Origin of the sequence: Arcobacter pernae (genome assembly GCF_049472135.1) — a bacterium.
GTDB lineage: Bacteria > Campylobacterota > Campylobacteria > Campylobacterales > Arcobacteraceae > Arcobacter_B.
On sequence record NZ_JBMOVV010000001.1, the window covers coordinates 1 to 18,072 of the forward strand.

An 18,072-nucleotide genomic window follows, 5' to 3' on the forward strand; every position below is an offset into this window, starting at 1 on the left:
AGTTATTTAAAAACATAATGTTAAAGTCTTAAAATTTTTCTAGCGAATATAAATTTATTTATATGAAACTAAAAAGAAACAATTTAAACACAACTTTTTTATTAGATTTAGCGATAGATTTAATAAGATAGTAGCCAAGGAATAATTATTCAAGGTAGTTAACTCGAAAGAGTTAATTATAAAAAATTAAGCTATTAAGGGCTAATGGTGGATGCCTAGACTGTAAGAGGCGATGAAGGACGTACTAGACTGCGATAAGCTTTGGGGAGCCGTCAAGAGGCATTGATCCAGAGATTTCCGAATGGGACAACCCAGCATATGGAGACATATGTTACACGAAAGTGGGCGAACGTGGTGAAGTGAAACATCTCAGTAACCACAGGAAGAGAAATCAAATGAGATTCCGTTAGTAGCGGCGAGCGAACGCGGATTAGGGCAAACCCTATGCTTGCATAGGGGGTTGTAGGACCATAATATGAGACTAAAGAAGATAGAAGAAGTAGTTGGAAAGCTACAGCATAGAAGGTGATACTCCTGTATTCGAAATTTTCAATAGCTCTAATGGTATCCTGAGTAGGTCGGAACACGTGATATTTTGACTGAATCCGGGGGGACCACCCTCCAACCCTAAATACTACTTACAGATCGATAGTGAACAAGTACCGTGAGGGAAAGGTGAAAAGTACCCCAGTGAGGGGAGTGAAATAGAACCTGAAACCATTAGCTTACAATCATTCGGAGCCCTATGATTTATCAGGGTGACGGACTGCCTTTTGCATAATGAGCCTGCGAGTTGTGGTATCTGGCAAGGTTAAGTCAAGTACGAAGCCGTAGCGAAAGCGAGTCTTAATAGGGCGATTAAGTCAGATGCTGCAGACCCGAAACGAAGTGATCTATCCATGAGCAGGTTGAAGCTGGTGTAAGAGCCAGTGGAGGACCGAACCGGTGGGCGTTGAAAAGTCCTCGGATGACTTGTGGATAGGGGTGAAAGGCCAATCAAACTTCGTGATAGCTGGTTCTCTCCGAAATATATTTAGGTATAGCCTTGTGTAGTAGCATATAGGGGTAGAGCACTGAATGGGCTAGGGCTGCTTACCGCGGTACCAAACCCTATCAAACTATGAATACTATATGTGTAATCACAGGAGTCAGGCGTAGGGTGATAAAATCCTATGTCGAGAGGGGAACAACCCAGACTAACAGCTAAGGTCCCAAAGTCATATCTAAGTGGAAAACGATGTGGAGTTACTGTGACAACCAGGAGGTTGGCTTAGAAGCAGCCACCCTTTAAAGAAAGCGTAACAGCTCACTGGTCTAGTGATTCTGCGCGGAAAATATAACGGGGCTAAGATATGCACCGAAGCTTTAGACTCAAGTTTACTTGAGTGGTAGGAGAGCGTTCTATTCAGCGTTGAAGGTGTACCGGCGAGGAGCGCTGGAGCGGATAGAAGTGAGCATGCAGGCATGAGTAGCGAGAATTGAGGTGAGAATCCTCAACGCCGAAAACCCAAGGTTTCCTACGCGATGCTCGTCATCGTAGGGTTAGTCGGGACCTAAGTCGAGTCCGAGAGGGGTAGACGATGGCAAATTGATTAATATTTCAATACCAACATATAAGCGCGATGTGGGGACGCATAGAGTTAATCGAGCTCACTGATGGAATAGTGGGTCGAAGGATGTAGGTTGTATCTTAGGCAAATCCGGGATACATTCGACCGAGATCTTACAGGCCGTTGACGCCCTTCGGGGACGATTCGGAATCGATGATACTGTCGTGCCAAGAAAAGCCACTAAGTTTATTATATGTTGCCCGTACCGTAAACCGACACAGGTGGGTGGGATGAGTATTCTAAGGCGCGTGGAAGAACCCTGGTTAAGGAACTCTGCAAACTAGCACCGTATCTTCGGTATAAGGTGTGCCTACTTTGGTATATGGACTTGCTCCAGAAAGCTAAAGAGGTTGCAACAAAGAGTCCCTCCCGACTGTTTACCAAAAACACAGCACTTTGCTAACACGTAAGTGGATGTATAAGGTGTGACGCCTGCCCGGTGCTCGAAGGTTAATTGATGATGTTAGCGTATGCGAAGCATTTGATCGAAGCCCGAGTAAACGGCGGCCGTAACTATAACGGTCCTAAGGTAGCGAAATTCCTTGTCGGTTAAATACCGACCTGCATGAATGGCGTAACGAGATGGGAGCTGTCTCAACCAGGGATCCAGTGAAATTGTAGTGGAGGTGAAAATTCCTCCTACCCGCGGAAAGACGGAAAGACCCCGTGCACCTTTACTACAGCTTGACACTGTAGCTTGGATATTCTTGTGCAGGATAGGTGGGAGGCTTTGATCTATGGACGCCAGTACATAGTGAGCCATCCTTGAGATACCACCCTTGAATATTTGAGTTACTAACTGGGATGAGTTATCCTCATTCAGGACAATGTCTGGTGGGTAGTTTGACTGGGGCGGTCGCCTCCTAAAAAGTAACGGAGGCTTACAAAGGTTAGTTCATGGCGGATGGAAATCGCCAGTTGAGTATAATGGCATAAACTAGCTTGACTGTGAGACATACAAGTCGAACAGAGACGAAAGTCGGTCATAGTGATCCGGTGGTTCTGTGTGGAAGGGCCATCGCTCAAAGGATAAAAGGTACGCCGGGGATAACAGGCTGATCTCCCCCAAGAGCTCACATCGACGGGGAGGTTTGGCACCTCGATGTCGGCTCATCGCATCCTGGGGCTGGAGCAGGTCCCAAGGGTATGGCTGTTCGCCATTTAAAGCGGTACGCGAGCTGGGTTCAGAACGTCGTGAGACAGTTCGGTCCCTATCTTCCGTGGGCGTAGGAAAGTTGAGGAGATTTGTCCCTAGTACGAGAGGACCGGGATGAACGTACCACTAGTGTACCAATTGTTCTGCCAAGGGCATCGTTGGGTAGCTATGTACGGATGTGATAAGAGCTGAAAGCATCTAAGCTCGAAGCCAACTTCAAGATGAACTTTCCCTGAAGATCCCAGTAAGACTAACTGGTTGATAGGCTAGGTGTGTAAGCGTTGTAAGACGTTTAGCTGACTAGTACTAATAGATCGTTTGGCTTTTTTTTAATCAATTTCTTGGTTTACTATCTTATTAAGTTTATTAAAATTTAATAAATGTGTTAACAAAGTTTCTTTGAAAAAATATTAATTTTTTTAAGAATCAATAAGACTTTAACATTATCTTTACACTCATTACCTAATGTGAGTAAAGAGTATACTTTTTACAGTATCTTCTTTACTCATATTGCTGGTGGTTATAGAGAAGTGGAAATACCCAGCCCCATTCCGAACCTGGAAGTCAAGCACTTCATCGCTGATAATACTGCAGGTTTCACTTGTGGAAACGTAGGCCGCTGCCAGCTCTTGAGTTTTTATCTAAAGCTTAGTTCAAAACATTTTTCACATGTTTTTAACTAAGCTTTTTTTTTAGCTATTTTTTTCCCTTATTATTCTTTTAGGTATTCTATTACTTCTTCCCCACACATGATTTTCTCTTCACCTATTCTAAATTTTTGTGATTTATTTTTATCTTTTATATAAATATCAAATTTCATTTGTTTCATTGTAAATAATCTACATTCATCTTTTGGGAAAAGAAAAATCATTTTTGAATTACATTTATCAGCAAATTCTTCTTTTGTATTAAATCTATTTAAACCTATTGCTCTTTGTTCTGTTGTATTTACAATACAATAACCTTTTTGCGAATAGTAGTCTGGTTCTTTAATTTTACTACAACCTGATGCTATGATAGATATCATAAGTAATAAACTATATTTTTTTATATTAATCATTAAATTACCTTAATTGGAATATTAACTTCTATTTCAAAGTCTGTATTATCTACTAGATGGTTTTTTATATATTTGATATAAATTGGTAATGTAGTGATTTCATAACCTTTACCTTCATTTAATATCCATTCTTGATGAATATATCTTATTAAGTCTAATATATCTCCATATTTACCATCTAATTTGAATACAGCACATAATGACTTTGGTATTACAAATGTTGAAATATTTGAATTTATTTTATTTTCTTTATCTATTGTTATTGCTGCAATATATTTACATTTGTTAAGTGGTGTAATTGATGGATTGTCATGATGAAGTCCAATTTCTTGATAATTGTTTATATTGTTTTGATAGGCTAATGCTCTTAATCTTTGCCAAGTATTTTTTATACTCTTATCATAACCTTTATGTCTAATATATGCACAATAGATTTCTTCATTTACTTTTATTTCATACTCTAAATTTTTTATTTTATTAGAGATGTTGTCAATATTTAATTCATCACTATATCTTTTAAATGCTCCATTTCTCCACTCTTTTGGAGTATAAATAAATCTTTTTTTGAATGCTTTAATAAAAGAAGATGAAGATTTATATCCACATGAATTTAGTATTTCTGATATTGTACTATGTTTATTGGAAATTAAAAGATTTGCAGCTTTTTGTAATCTAATTGAAGTTAACATTTCAGAAAAATTTTCACTTGTTTCTTCTTTAAATATTCTATGAAAGTGAAATTTTGAGACATGATTTAGTTTTGCTAAATCATCTAATGTTATTTCATGTTCAATATTTCTATACATAAATGATAAACTTTTATTTACTATATCAGCTCGTTCTTGAATTGTTTCTTTTTTCATGTGTTATTATAACAAAAAAAAGAGCAATCTAAAACAATTTTTTTGCAAAATAGAATAAAGATTTAATTCTTTATTTTTTTTATAATTCAAACAAAAAAAGGGATTATAATGAGTAAAAAATTTAAAAGATCATATATAAGAGAGATTTTAGATGTAATTGATGATGATTTTATATCTTTTGCAGGTGGATTACCTGATGAGACACTTTTCCCTAAAAATGATTTGAAAGAAGCGACTTTAGAAGCAATAAGTAATAATAAGTCATTACAATATTCATCTTCTTATGGATTAAAGTCTTTAAGAAAAAAAATTGCAAATTTTTATAATGAAAAATTAGACTTTCCAACTTCAGAAGATGAAATATTAATTACTAGTGGAAGTCAACAAGCTTTTGATATTATATTAAAAGCTTTTGATAAAAAAGTTGTTGTTGAAGAACCATCTTATATTGGAGCCTTAGCTTCATTTAGAGTTTTAAATAAAAAGATTGATTCTTTTTCTAAATTATCAAATTTAAAAGATAAAATAGATAATAAAAGTTTTTTATATTTAATTAGTGATTTCCAAAATCCTTCAACATCTTCGTATAATACTACTCAAAGACAAGCTATGAGTTCTATTATAAATAAGACGGATTGTTTTTTAATTGAAGATGGAGCTTACACATTTTTAGATTTTGATAATGATTTTAAAACGCCTATTTCAAAAAATGTAAAAAACTCTTTTCATTTAGGTTCGTTTTCAAAAATTATTGCACCAGGGCTTAGAGTAGGTTGGATTAGAGCTAGTAAAAACTTAATTGAGAAGTTATTATTTATAAAAGAGTCTTTAGATTTACATACAGCAACTTTAAATCAAATGATTTTAGATGAGTATTTAAATAAAAATGATATTTTTAAGCATATAGAGTTTATAAATGCAAATTATGAAGAAAAAATGAATTATATGGCAGATTGTTTAGAAAAATATTTACCTTCATTTGAATTTGAAAGACCTAGAGGTGGAATGTTTATTTATGGTAAATTAGAATGCGATAGTATGGAACTTGCAAAAGAAGCTTTAGAAAAGAAATTAGCTATTGTTCCAGCGGAGGTTTTTTACTTAAATAAGAAATCAAATGAAGTAAGATTAAATTTTACTAACTCAACAAACAGTGAAATAGAAAAAGGTGTTAAAATTTTAAGTGAACTTGCAGAAGAATTAAAGATAAGTAAAAAAACTGTTTTTTTATCTATTTTTGAATCATTAAAAATTAGCTGATTTTCTAAAATAATATAGTTTTTTTAATTATTAGTTGCTCTTTTATTATTGATTGTTATCAAGTTTAGATACTTTTTTACTAATATTTTACAACTTTTATATATAAAAACTATATTTTTATATTAAGTTTTACTTAAATTTTAGTATAATTTCGCCTTAATTTTAAAATAAGGACAAGCTTATGAACTTTTTTAAACTAAAAGAGCATAATACAACAGTTGGTACTGAACTTTCTGCTGGTTTTACAACATTCTTGACAATGATGTATATAGTTCCTGTAAATGGTTTTATCTTAGCTGATGCTGGATTACCAATGGATGCAGTTGTTACAGCAACTGCACTAATTACAATTCTTGCTACACTTTTTTCAGGATTATGGTCTAATACTCCAATTGCAATGAGTGTTGGAATGGGACTTAATGCTTACTTCTCTTATGGTTTAGTACTTGGTATGAAATTGCCATGGGAAACTGCACTAGGTATTGTATTTTTATCAGGTCTTCTTTTTGTAATTTTATCTCTAACTAATTTTAGGGTTTGGATAATGACTTCAATTCCAATGAGTTTAAGAAGAGCAATCAGTGCTGGTATTGGATCTTTTATTGCATTTATTGGTTTAAAACAAATGGGAATGATTAGCGCAAATGAAGCAACACTTGTATCTCTTGGGGATTTCTCAAATCCTAATGTACTTTTAGGAGTATTAGGGTTAATCTTATCTTTTTTATTTTATGCATATAGAATAAAAGGTGCATTTATCTTATCAATATCTATTACATCTATTGTTGCTTGGACTTTTGGTTTAGGTGAACTTCCAAAAGCTATTGTTTCTGCACCTGCTTCAATTGAACCAATTTTCTTTAAATTAGATATTATGAGTGCAGTAAGCTTGTCTTTATTACCTGTAATCATTACTTTTTTAATTACTGATATGTTTGATACATTAGGTACTTTAACTGGAGTTGGAACAAGAGCTAAACTTTTCCAAGAAAATAGTAAAGATGATAAATCTTTACAAAAAACATTAGAGGCAGATGCTATTGCTACTACTGCTGGATCTATGATTGGTGTTTCAACTACTACAGCATTTATTGAAAGTGCTTCAGGTGTTGAAGAGGGTGGAAGAACAGGATTAACTGCAGTTTTTACAGCAATGTTCTTTGTCGCTACACTATTTATGTTACCAATATTTAAATCAATTCCATCTAATGCAATTTATCCAGTTTTAGTTGTTGTTGGGGTATTAATGTTTACTGAACTTGGGAAAATCAATTTTGAAGATTCTGATTTAGCTACAAGTGCGGGGGCATTTTTAATTGTAATTTTAATGCCATTAACATTCTCAATCACAAATGGTATTGCAGCAGGTTTTTTAGTATACACTATTATAAAAATTGGTAAAAAACAGTTTGAAGATTTAAATTTAGGTATATTAGTTATTACATTCATAAGTGCATTAGCATTCATTTTATAAGGATATTTTTTGGAAAAACTTTATTATAGTTACGAGTTATTTAAAGAGGATACTCAAAAGTTAGTTGATAAGTGTAGAGATTATGAACCTGAGATTTTACTTGCAGTTGCAAGAGGTGGATTAACTCTTTCTCATTTAATGGCACAAGCATTAGATATGAGAAATTTATATTCATTAAACTCTATTCATTACGAGGGTGATTTAAAACTTGATACATTCAATATTTTTAATATTCCTGATGTTTCTCATGCAAAAAGAGTTTTAGTAGTTGATGATATTGTTGACTCAGGTGAAACAATGCAAGAGATTTTAAAGTTATTAAATGAAAAGTTCCCAAATGTAGAATTTAAATTAGCAACACTTTTTTATAAAAAGAGTGCTGTATTACAACCAGACTATACAGTAAGAGAAGCTAATGAGTGGATTGACTTCTTCTGGGAAGTTGATGTAAAGTAACAAAACATAGTCTAAAGTAATTTTACTTTAGGCTAAAATCTATATAAAATATTACTTTTATAAATAAAATATAAAAGATTTAGCTAATTTTTACATACTTCTCTGTATAATCTAAAAAAAAATTTAATGGACATAAAAAATGACATTTATCGAATTTAAAAAACTACTTTTAGATGCTGAACTTACAATCCCAAAATTTACAGCTTTAATAAAAGTAAGCGAAAAAAATATTCAAGCTTACAAAAAGAAAAAAGAAGTACCTAATGCAATTGCTGCTGTTGCTGCTTGTTTTGCTAAAATGAATCAAGAAGGTATTGACTATAAAACATTAATCAATGATTTAGAACTAAAAAAGAAAGAAAAAAAAGGTGCTGGATTCTCTAAGAAAAAAGAGGAAAAAGAGAAAGAACCTGAAGAATAACAATCTATTAACGTTTTTTTGATATACTTCGCAAAATTTATTATTGGGAAGTATAATGTCGCTTAATCAAAATTCAAAGAAATTTCTTGCTATTGCGAGTTTTTTGTTTGCTTTAGCTATAGCTATAGGTGCCTTTGGTGCTCATGGTTTAAAATCAATAGTATCTGAAAAGATGCTAACTACTTACAACACTGGTGTTGAATATCATTTCTATAATACTATAGGGCTTTTTATTATTGCTTTACTTATTAGTTTTAAAGAGAATTCAAAAAAACTAATAGTTTCTGCTTGGTTAGTATTAGCTGGACTATTAATTTTCTCATTTTCTTTATATGCATTGGTATTATTAAATATGCCTATTTTAGGTGCAATTACACCTATAGGTGGAACTTTATTGATAATAGCATGGTTGCTTACAACTTATGCAATCTTAAAGGATTAACTAAATGACAGCTATTGAAAAAATACAAGAAATAAGAGATGCTAGATGGTTTTCAAATCTTACTACATTTATTATTATTGCATATGCTTCAATTTTAGGTTTCAAAACATTAGATGAAGTCGAAGGTCATTATGATCTTTTTTTAAGAGTTGCTGATTATTTTGTTACAGTATATTTTGTTTTTGAGTTAGCTATTAAGATGGTTGCTGAAAAGAAGTTTGTAAACTTCTTTAAATCAGGTTGGAATGTTTTTGACTTTGTAATTGTTGTTATTACTCTTTTACCTTTAGAGTCATCAAGTTTTGCTGCAATTGCAAGACTTATGAGGGTATTTAGAATATTAAGACTATTTACTGCAAGACCTGAATTAAAAGCAATAATTGATATGCTTATAAAAGCAATACCATCAATCATTGATATTGTTATTCTAATGTTTATTATCTTCTATATATATGCAATTATTGGAAGTTTCTTCTTTGTTGATTTACCATCTGGTTTATGGAAAGACTTCTTAATTTCAATGCTTACACTATTTAGAGTTTTAACATTTGAAGACTGGACAGATGTTATGTATGAAGCAATGGAAGTATATCCTTGGGCTTGGATATATTTTGTATCATTTGTAATTATTGCTGCATTTGTATTTTTCAACCTTTTTGTTGCTGTTATTATTGGAGAAATGCAAAAACTTCAAGAAGCAGAAATGAAAGAAGAAATACATGAAGATAGTTTAAAACTTGATATTTTACTTGAAGAAGTAAAAAGTTTAAGACAAGAAATAAATGAATTAAAGAAAAAAGATTCATGAAAAAATCATTCTCAATTCTAGGAACAGGTTGGTTAGGTTATGCTTTAGCTTCAAGTTTAAAAAGTGATTATGAAGTTAGAGTATCTGTAAAAGATGATAAAAAATTTGAGAGTTTAAAACATGAGGGATTTACTCCTTATGTTTTAAATGAAAAAGAAACACATTCTTTAGATTCTTTACTTAGTAGCGACTACGTTTTTATCAATTATCCTCCTTCAAAATTTCAAGACTACCTTTCTTTTTTAGAAAAAATTTATAATCACCCTAAAATCTCAAATGTAAAAAAGATATTTTTTATTAGTTCAACTTCGATTTATCCAACTTTTGAGAATAGTTTTACCGAAGATTATAATATAAAAAAAGAGGACTCTAAACTTATAGTTTATGAAGCAGAAGAAGTAGCTAAAAAAAGTCATGTTATTTTTAGATGTTCTGGTCTTATGGGATATGATAGAGTTGCAGGAAAGTATTTTAGTGGAAAGGTTTTAAAGAGTTCTAATAAAAAAATAAATCATATTCATAGGGACGATGTGATTTTAGCAACAATTTTTGCAATTAAAAATGACATAAATGGTATTTTTAATCTTTGCTCAAAACAGCATCCTTTAAGAGATGATTTGTATGAATCAAATGCAAAAAAATATAAATTTGAAAAACCTATATTAAAATATGAAGATAAAAAGATTTTAAATAGAATAATAGATGGAAGTAAAATTGAGAGTTTAGGATTTAGGTATAAATACCAAAACCCTATGAATTATGATTAGCCATTAGTATTAAAGGCTCTATCTCCAGCATCACCTAATCCTGGTCTTATATATTTATTCTCATCTAATCTTTCATCAATTTGAGCAATAAAAATATCCACATCAGGATGAGCGTCTTGAACATTTTTAATACCTTCAGGACAACCTAATATATTTAATGAAATTATTCTTTTAGCCCCTTTTGACTTTAAGTAATCAATTCCATCTATTAATGAACCACCTGTTGCAATCATTGGATCTAAAAGTAATACAGTTTTATCTTCAATATCTGGAATATTTTCATAAAATAGTTTACTTAAAGCTGTCTCTTCATCTCTTTTCATTGCTAAGAAACCACTTCTTGCATATGGTAATGTTCTTAAAATACCTGTAAGCATTGGTTCACCTGCTCTTAAGATAGGCACTAGTACAAGTTTTTGTACTTCAATCATCTCAACATCAAGTGAACCTTGCCAAGTATTAATATTTTGTGTAACAGTTTCAAAATCACTTAAAGCTTCAGCTGCAATAATTCTTGAAATTTCTTCAATTGTTAATCTAAATTCATTTGATGCAGTTCTTGTGTCTCTTAATCTATTTACTAAGTGTTTAACAACAACATTAGAGCTTTCTTTATACATATAAAATCCCCATTTTTTAGTTTTAAAATTTACATAATACTGAAAAGTTGCTTATAAATTGCATATAAATTTAATTTTTATTAACTATTAATTTGTTATGATTTCAGGTTAATTTTTTTATAAAGAGGTCTTATGAACGCCACTGATTATAATTTTAGAGTCAAGGATTCAATTTTAGGTTTACAATTTTTATTTGTAGCCTTTGGTGCACTTGTGCTTGTTCCTATTTTAACAGGACTTGACCCAAGTGTTGCACTTTTTACTGCGGGTATTGGAACATTAGTATTCCAATTTGTAAATAAAGGAGCTATTCCACCTATTTTTTTAGCTTCTTCTTTTGCTTTTATTGCTCCTATTTCACATGGAGTTAAAACATGGGGTATAGCAGCAACTATGTCAGGACTTGTAGCCGCTGGTTTGCTTTATGTTTTTCTTAGTTTTTTAATTAGACTTAAAGGTGATAACTTTTTACATAAACTACTTCCTGCTGTTGTTGTAGGTCCTGTTATTATGTCTATTGGACTTATCTTATCTCCTGTTGCTGTAAATTTAGCTATGGGAAAAACAGGTGATGGAGAGATGGTATTAGTTGATTTTAATACTGCGATTATTATTTCAATGGTATCATTATTAGTTACTGTTTTTGTATCTTTACTTGCTAAAGGTATGTTTAAACTTGTTCCAATTTTATGTGGTATTGTAGTAGGTTATGTTTTATCACTAATTTATGGAATAGTTGATTTTAGTGCTTTTGAAAATGCTGCATGGTTTGCAATTCCAAATTTTACAGCTCCAGAGTTTAACTGGCAAGCAATTATCTTTATTCTTCCTATTGCAATTGCTCCTGCGATTGAGCATATTGGTGATATGTTAGCAATCTCTAATGTAACTAAACAAGATTATTTAAAAAAGCCAGGTTTAAAGAATACACTTTTAGGTGATGGATTAGCTACATCTGTTGCATCATTATTTGGTGGACCACCAAATACTACTTATTCTGAAGTTACAGGTGCTGTAACTGTAACTAAAGCTTACAATCCTGCTATTATGACTTGGGCTGCGCTTTGTGCAATAGCACTTGCATTTGTTGGAAAATTAGGTGGTTTACTTGCAACAATTCCTACTGTTGTAATGGGAGGAATTATGCTTTTATTATTTGGAATCATTGCAACTTTAGGTATTTCAACATTAGTTAAAGCAAAAACAGATTTTACTTGTCCTAGAAATATGGTAATTGTTTCAATGATTTTAGTATTTTCTATTGGTGGAATGACATTTAACTTTGGTGGTGTTCCTTTCTCTGGTATTGGTCTTGGTGCTATTGTTGGAATTATCTTAAATCTTATTCTTCCTCAACCAAGAGTTGAAAATAACGAATCATAAACTTCATTTATTAAATATATAGCTAAGTTTTAGCTATATATTTAAAACTACTTAAATTATAAACAAATACTTTCTTTGATATAATCTGTCTTTATTTTAAAATCAAAGGAACATTTATGGCAAAAGCTAAAGAACATCAATTTGATATTTCTGCAAAACTTGATATGCAAGAGATGAAAAATGCAGTAATACAAGCTCAAAAAGAGATTGATAATAGATACGATTTTAAAGGTATTACAAAAGAGATTGATCTTAACCAAGGTGCAAAAACTTTAACATTAGTTAGTGCAAGTGATAATAAAATTGATGCTATGAAAGATATCCTTATTTCAAAGATGAATAAAAGAGGTATTTCTATTAATTCATTAGAAGAGTTAAAATCAGAAGATTCAAGTGGAGCTAATAGAAAGTTTACTTATAAGATTATTGATAGTATTGAAAAAGATGAAGCAAAAACTATTCAAACTGAAATTAAAAAGTTAAAACTAAAAGTAACTGCTGTTAATCAAGGTGATGAGATTAGAGTTTCTGGAAAAAATATTGATGATTTACAAGCTGTAATGAAGCATTTAAAAGGTTTAGAACTAAAAGCACCATTAGTTTTTGATAATTTTAGATAAATTTATGAAATTTTTATGTAATTAATCTGAAATTTATTGTAATTTATATATAATTACAAAGTTCAAAAAGGATAGTTGATAGAAGACTCCTGAAGAAATAGTTTTGGAATTAAGACTTAACCCTTAGTTTTCTGTTAATAAACTTAATATTTTAATCCACTTCTATCTATCTTTTTTGCTATTGTAATGAAGTGGACTATGTAAATTTAGTTGTAGTTTTCATACTTTTACTACAACGCCAAATAGGTTATTATATAATACTTTATATGAATTCTTCTTTCTTTTGTAGTGACCTAATACTCTTTAATATACCGCCTTACATAGTCTTTACTTCATTAAACTAAGGAAATTAGCTTGGAACTTTTAATAATTAAATCTATATCTGTTGTAGTGTTAGTTTTATCTTTAAGTCTTATTGCCGAGAAATTAAGCCCTAAGATATCAGGTATTTTATCTGGACTTCCTGTGGGTAGTTCTATTACTCTTTTATTTTTTGCAATTGAGAATGGTGTAGATTATGTAACTAATGTAGCTTTATACAATATTCATGGACTATTTGCAGCACTGGCTTTTTGTATAGGTTATTATTTTAGTACATTTTATAAAGGTAAATTAGAGATTACTATAAGTATTTTAATCTCTTTCGTTTCTTATCTTTTTATAGCATATATTATATCTTTTATTCCTCCACATATAGTTTTAACACCTTTAATAGTTATAGTATTAATGCTTATATCATCTGTATATTTTGCAAAAAAAGAGAACCATGCAATTGAGAAAAAAGGTAAAATATCTTTAAGTGATTTATTATTTAGATCTATGCTTACAATTGGTATTTTTTTAATTGTTTCAAGCCTTCCTAAATATGTTGATCCAAATTTAGCAGGAATTTTTTCTGCATTTCCTACAATACTTTTACCATTATTATTAATAATTCATTTTAGACATAGTAATTTACAAGCAAGAACTATTATCAAAAACACACCTTTTGGTTTAAGTTCAGTTGTTATTTACTCACTTGTAGTTTTCCATACATATGAATTATATGGAATTTTTATTGGAACTTTATTAGCCTTAGTTTGTTCTGTTTTATATGTTTTAATTCAAACAAAAATAATGAAAGTTTTAAAACTAATCTAATTTACAAGAAATAAACAAACTTATATTATAATATCTCATATTTATAAAGAGGATTTATATGAGAGTATTGTTATTAGAAGATGATTTAGCTTTAAATGATTTGTTAAGTGACCATCTAGAAGATAAGGGATATGAAGTTACATTATGTACAAATGGGCAAGAAGCACTAGAGTATTTAATTGATGAAAAGTTTGATTTTGCCTTACTAGATATAAATACACCAATTATGAGTGGAATTGAAGTATTAAAGACTATTAGAGAGGATTATAAAAATAGTACTCCTACTATTATTCTAACTGCTTATCAAGATACAAAGCATTTAAAAGATTCATTTGAAAGTGGTGTTGATGATTATATAAAAAAACCTTTTGATTTAGAAGAATTAGATCAAAGAATAATGAAACTTTGTAGACAGTTCTCTATTGAACAAAATAGCTCAATTTTAATAGATAACAATATATCGTTTGAACCAGACTCGTGTTTAATTAATACCCCTTCTAAAACAATAAGTATTGCTCAAAAAGAAAGAGATATTTTAAAATATTTTTGCACTCATAAAAATAGAGTAGTTTCAAGTGAGGAATTACTTCAAAATATTTGGGCATATGAAGATATGCCAACAGATGCTACAATTAGAGTTTATATAAAAAACTTAAGAGAAATTATTGGAAAAGATAGAATTATAACTATACGAGGAATAGGATATAAATTTGAATAAAAATGAGAAAAAAGCTCTTATTAGTTTTCTAAGTATTTATATTGGTTCAGCAATATTTTTAATAAGTATAATGCTTTATTTATATTACAACAATGAAGTTAGAATGTTAAAAGATAGTTGTAGTATGGAAATAACAAGTGCTTCAATGGAAATTAAAAGTGAAATTTTAGATAGTTATATGAAAAATAAAAGGTTTATCCCCAAAGACTTTGGAGGTGAACATATAAGATATGCTTTATATGATAAAGATAAAAAGTTACTATATTCTAGCTTGCAAGGTGAAAAATATGTAGACTTATCAAAAAGTAAATATGTAGAAGATATCTATGATTTTTATATAGTAAAGTTAAATGAACCCTCAGTTCCAACAGAGTATATAGTTTTAGAGTCTTGTAGAGAGTATGAAAATACGAATAAACTTAAAATTTATATTATTGTAGTTCTTATCTTAAGTTCTGTTTTTATAGGGATAATTGCTTATTTATTAGCAAAAATTTTATTAAAGCCTGTTAGAGAAAAAGTAGAGCATATGGACAATTTTATAAAAGATTCAGCTCATGAGTTAAATACTCCTATTTCTGTGTTGTTAACATCTGTCTCAATGTTAAAAAAAGGTAAAAATCCTGAGAAAATGATGAAATATATTTTAAGTAGTTCTAAGCAGATTTCGCAAATATATAATGACATACATTTCTCTGCTTTCAATGCTTCAAATGAAGATGTTATCGAAGAGTTTGATTTTAAACAATTAGTTCAAGAGAGTGTTGAGTATTTCAACGATATATCTATTACAAAAAATATTGAAATAAAAGCATTTTTAGAAGAATCTGTTTTATTTATGGATAAGACAAAAACTCAAAAAATTGTTAATAATTTGATTTCAAATGCAGTTAAATATAGTCATAATAATTCTACTATAGAAGTAAAAATTAAAGATAACATTTTAAGTGTAAGAGATTTTGGTATAGGAATTAATAAAAAAGAACAAAAAGATATTTTTAAAAGATATAAAAGAGGAAGCAATAACATTGAGGGTGGTTTTGGAATAGGTCTTGATATTGTGAAAAGAATATCTAGTGAGTATGGTTTAAAATTAAGTTTAGAATCTAAAATTAATGAAGGTACAACTTTTTATATTGACTTTTCATCAGTAATTGTTGGTGCAAAATGTGATATAAAAGATAAAGAAATTTAAAAAGTTTTTTATTATAAAAGCACTAAAATACAAAAAATAAAAGAGGTACAATGAAAAATATTATAAAAAATTTTAGAACAAGTAGTTTAAAAGAGACGAAGTTTGTACATCCTTTAAAGTTAACATATAATCAAAATGGAAAAGATAAGGCTTGGGAGGCAGTAAAGAGTCATGATAGTGTAGCAGTACTTTTATATCATGAAGAAAGAAACGCTTTTTTAATAGTAAAACAGTTTAGACCACCTGTATATTTAAATGATAGTAGTAAATTATGTACTTATGAACTTTGTGCAGGAATAGTAGATAAAGATATTTCATTAGCCGAAATTGCGAAAGAAGAAATAGATGAAGAGTGTGGATATAAAGTTGAGGTAGCAGATATTATAAAAGTTACATCTTTTTATACAAATGTAGGGGTTAGTGGCTCTAAACAACATCTATTTTTCTCAAAAATTAATGATTCTATGCTTTGCCATAGTGGAGGGGGAATCAATGATGAGCAGATTGAACTTATGTATCTTCCTTTAGAAAAAAGTGATGAATTTATTTTTGACGAGAGTAAAGCTAAAACACCAGGGCTTATGTTCTCTTTTTATTGGTTTATGAAAAATAAAGATTCTTTAGGAGTGAAATGAAAAAATTAATAGTCTATATCTTTTTAATAGTTCCTTTTTATTTATTTGCTGTAGATGAGTTAATAAAAGTAGATAATACTTTTATTACAAAATATGAGTATGGTAAGATGCTTTATAATAATCCAAGAGGAATAGGGTGTAATACTTGTCATGGTGATGATGCTAAGGGGAAAAAAATAGTATCTTTTTCTCATACTTACAGAAAGAAAACATATGAGTGTGATTTAGTTGCGCCTAGCATAAAAAAAGCTGATTATAAAGTTTTCTCAAAAAAGATTAATTCAAAAAGAAATCCTTCTAAGAAGTTTGCTAAAGAAGAAGTTTGTGAAAAGTTAATTTATTATGCAAATGTTATGCCTACATATTTCTTAGTAGAAGAAGAAATTGCTGCAATTTATTATTATGTGAAGAATCTTAAGTAAAGCTCTATCTTGATAGAGCTATACCAAATCCTATTTTGTTTATTTTTTTATCATAATCTATTAAGCTATCACCATATCCTGAAAACATTTGGATAAAACCATATGAGTTAGATGAAGAAATGAAATTTGGAAGAGGGAAAGTCCAATCTAGTTGCATCGCTCCTTTATTCTCAGAGTTAAATTTCATATTATTTCTTACCATTACTTCAAATACATGTTCTTTATATGGATAAATAAGTTTTAAGTCACCATATCCATAATAGTTATTTATATCTGGGTTGTCATCATCAGTTTTCTCAGGTATTCTATACCAAACTCTAGGAATTACAAAAAGTTTTGATAATTGTAAGTAACTCTCTAAATAGATTCTATTCCATGATCTAGAGTTTTCATTATTTCTACCATTTGATTGATGATTTAAAGCAATTTTGTATCCTTTAAGTGTTTTACTATTTTTATATGGAAATTGAACAAAGATTTCAGGTTCATAGTTTGTTTCTCTAAATGGAGCTGAATCAACATTTGTTTGCCAAAATGATTTTTGAGTATATGCAAAAGATATAGATTCATCAAGTCCTAAAAAGTTATAACTTATTGGCTTTTCAATACTAAATTGAAATTTTGTTTCAAATCTATCTCTATCATCTTTTCTATTATCATCAAATGTAACAGGAAGTAAGTAATTCATCTTATATGGGTATAAACCAAAGCTCTTTGTTAATATTTGCTTTACAGCTTTATTTGTTTCTTTATCTTCTGTTTTATTAATTAAATCTTCATAGAAATCTGTTTTAAGTTTAGTAAAGGTTTGAACTTTATATTCATTGTTTTTTGATTTATCAACTAAGTAATCATCGCTACTATTTGAAAGTTCAAATGCTTGTTTATACAAAATCATTGCATTTTTGAAATCATCTTTTTTTTCATACTCTTGTGCTTGTTTGTAAAGTTCTGTACTCTTATTTGCATAAAGACAAGTAAGAGCAAATATAAATAGAATTATAGGTTTTAACATTTTATCT

General features: G+C 30.0%; 18 protein-coding genes and 2 rRNA genes. 16 read left to right on the forward strand and 4 right to left on the reverse strand.

Features of this window, described 5'->3' with window-relative positions:
• Positions 1-184: 184 nt before the first annotated feature.
• Together ACH5BF_RS00005 and rrf are read left to right on the forward strand one after the other, a co-directional pair.
• Positions 185-3,097: ribosomal RNA gene (locus tag ACH5BF_RS00005) — 23S ribosomal RNA — on the forward strand.
• A gap of 181 nt (positions 3,098-3,278) precedes the next feature.
• Positions 3,279-3,394 (forward strand): 5S ribosomal RNA (gene rrf / locus ACH5BF_RS00010).
• Between the two features lie 84 nt (positions 3,395-3,478).
• Here the strand turns inward: rrf and ACH5BF_RS00015 are convergent.
• Both ACH5BF_RS00015 and ACH5BF_RS00020 read right to left on the reverse strand, forming a co-directional pair.
• Positions 3,479-3,826, reverse strand: a complete 348-nt coding sequence (locus tag ACH5BF_RS00015; protein ID WP_423271883.1) for a DUF192 domain-containing protein — start codon at positions 3,824-3,826, stop codon at positions 3,479-3,481.
• Entirely contained in the window at positions 3,826-4,689 is an 864-nt protein-coding gene (locus tag ACH5BF_RS00020) for an AraC family transcriptional regulator (RefSeq protein WP_423271885.1), read from the reverse strand. The genes ACH5BF_RS00015 and ACH5BF_RS00020 overlap by 1 nt, the downstream gene beginning before the upstream one ends.
• A gap of 108 nt (positions 4,690-4,797) precedes the next feature.
• Between ACH5BF_RS00020 and ACH5BF_RS00025 the strand changes: the two genes are divergently transcribed.
• The 7 genes from ACH5BF_RS00025 to ACH5BF_RS00055 all read left to right on the forward strand — a co-directional run bounded on the left by ACH5BF_RS00025 (position 4,798) and on the right by ACH5BF_RS00055 (position 10,317).
• Positions 4,798-5,949 carry an aminotransferase-like domain-containing protein gene (locus tag ACH5BF_RS00025; RefSeq protein WP_423271886.1) on the forward strand — a complete coding sequence of 384 codons (1,152 nt, stop codon included), beginning with the start codon at positions 4,798-4,800 and terminating at the stop codon, positions 5,947-5,949.
• A 181-nt stretch (positions 5,950-6,130) separates the two neighbouring features.
• Positions 6,131-7,423, forward strand: a complete 1,293-nt coding sequence (locus tag ACH5BF_RS00030; protein WP_423271887.1) for an NCS2 family permease — start codon at positions 6,131-6,133, stop codon at positions 7,421-7,423.
• Positions 7,424-7,432: 9 nt separating this feature from the next.
• A complete protein-coding gene (locus ACH5BF_RS00035) occupies positions 7,433-7,879 on the forward strand; it encodes a phosphoribosyltransferase (protein WP_423271888.1) in 447 nt (148 codons plus the stop codon).
• Positions 7,880-8,018: 139 nt separating this feature from the next.
• Positions 8,019-8,300 (forward strand): hypothetical protein, encoded by a 282-nt coding sequence (locus ACH5BF_RS00040; protein ID WP_423271889.1) that lies wholly within the window; start codon positions 8,019-8,021, stop codon positions 8,298-8,300.
• Between the two features lie 55 nt (positions 8,301-8,355).
• Positions 8,356-8,742: a DUF423 domain-containing protein gene (locus ACH5BF_RS00045; RefSeq protein ID WP_423271890.1), complete on the forward strand. Its 387-nt coding sequence runs from the start codon at positions 8,356-8,358 to the stop codon at positions 8,740-8,742.
• A gap of 4 nt (positions 8,743-8,746) precedes the next feature.
• Positions 8,747-9,550, forward strand: coding sequence for an ion transporter (locus ACH5BF_RS00050; protein WP_423271891.1), 804 nt, complete (start codon positions 8,747-8,749; stop codon positions 9,548-9,550).
• Positions 9,547-10,317, forward strand: coding sequence for a Rossmann-fold NAD(P)-binding domain-containing protein (locus ACH5BF_RS00055; RefSeq protein WP_423271893.1), 771 nt, complete (start codon positions 9,547-9,549; stop codon positions 10,315-10,317). The genes ACH5BF_RS00050 and ACH5BF_RS00055 overlap by 4 nt, the downstream gene beginning before the upstream one ends.
• On the opposite strand, the gene upp is transcribed toward ACH5BF_RS00055, so the two are convergent.
• The gene (gene upp, locus ACH5BF_RS00060) at positions 10,314-10,937 is read right to left on the reverse strand and encodes a uracil phosphoribosyltransferase (RefSeq protein ID WP_423271894.1); all 624 of its coding nucleotides are present in this window, start codon (positions 10,935-10,937) and stop codon (positions 10,314-10,316) included. The two genes, ACH5BF_RS00055 and upp, sit on opposite strands and share 4 nt — an antisense overlap.
• Before the next feature lie 132 nt (positions 10,938-11,069).
• On the opposite strand from upp, the gene ACH5BF_RS00065 reads away from it, so the two are divergent.
• From ACH5BF_RS00065 to ACH5BF_RS00095, 7 genes are all read left to right on the forward strand, one after another.
• Positions 11,070-12,320, forward strand: a complete 1,251-nt coding sequence (locus ACH5BF_RS00065; protein ID WP_423271895.1) for a uracil-xanthine permease family protein — start codon at positions 11,070-11,072, stop codon at positions 12,318-12,320.
• 116 nt (positions 12,321-12,436) lie between these two features.
• The gene (locus tag ACH5BF_RS00070) at positions 12,437-12,940 is read left to right on the forward strand and encodes a YajQ family cyclic di-GMP-binding protein (RefSeq protein WP_423271896.1); all 504 of its coding nucleotides are present in this window, start codon (positions 12,437-12,439) and stop codon (positions 12,938-12,940) included.
• A 354-nt stretch (positions 12,941-13,294) separates the two neighbouring features.
• Complete coding sequence (locus ACH5BF_RS00075) at positions 13,295-14,080, forward strand: hypothetical protein (RefSeq protein WP_423271897.1); 786 nt, start codon at positions 13,295-13,297, stop codon at positions 14,078-14,080.
• 58 nt (positions 14,081-14,138) lie between these two features.
• Positions 14,139-14,798, forward strand: a complete 660-nt coding sequence (locus tag ACH5BF_RS00080; protein ID WP_423271898.1) for a response regulator transcription factor — start codon at positions 14,139-14,141, stop codon at positions 14,796-14,798.
• Positions 14,791-15,993 (forward strand): sensor histidine kinase, encoded by a 1,203-nt coding sequence (locus ACH5BF_RS00085; RefSeq protein WP_423271899.1) that lies wholly within the window; start codon positions 14,791-14,793, stop codon positions 15,991-15,993. The genes ACH5BF_RS00080 and ACH5BF_RS00085 overlap by 8 nt, the downstream gene beginning before the upstream one ends.
• A gap of 50 nt (positions 15,994-16,043) precedes the next feature.
• On the forward strand, positions 16,044-16,628 hold the full coding sequence (locus ACH5BF_RS00090) for an NUDIX hydrolase (protein WP_423271900.1): 585 nt from the start codon (positions 16,044-16,046) through the stop codon (positions 16,626-16,628).
• The gene (locus ACH5BF_RS00095) at positions 16,625-17,050 is read left to right on the forward strand and encodes a c-type cytochrome (protein ID WP_423271902.1); all 426 of its coding nucleotides are present in this window, start codon (positions 16,625-16,627) and stop codon (positions 17,048-17,050) included. The genes ACH5BF_RS00090 and ACH5BF_RS00095 overlap by 4 nt, the downstream gene beginning before the upstream one ends.
• A 4-nt stretch (positions 17,051-17,054) precedes the next feature.
• Here ACH5BF_RS00095 and ACH5BF_RS00100 read toward each other — a convergent pair whose 3' ends face one another.
• Positions 17,055-18,065 carry a phospholipase A gene (locus ACH5BF_RS00100; RefSeq protein ID WP_423271903.1) on the reverse strand — a complete coding sequence of 337 codons (1,011 nt, stop codon included), beginning with the start codon at positions 18,063-18,065 and terminating at the stop codon, positions 17,055-17,057.
• Positions 18,066-18,072 lie beyond the last annotated feature (7 nt).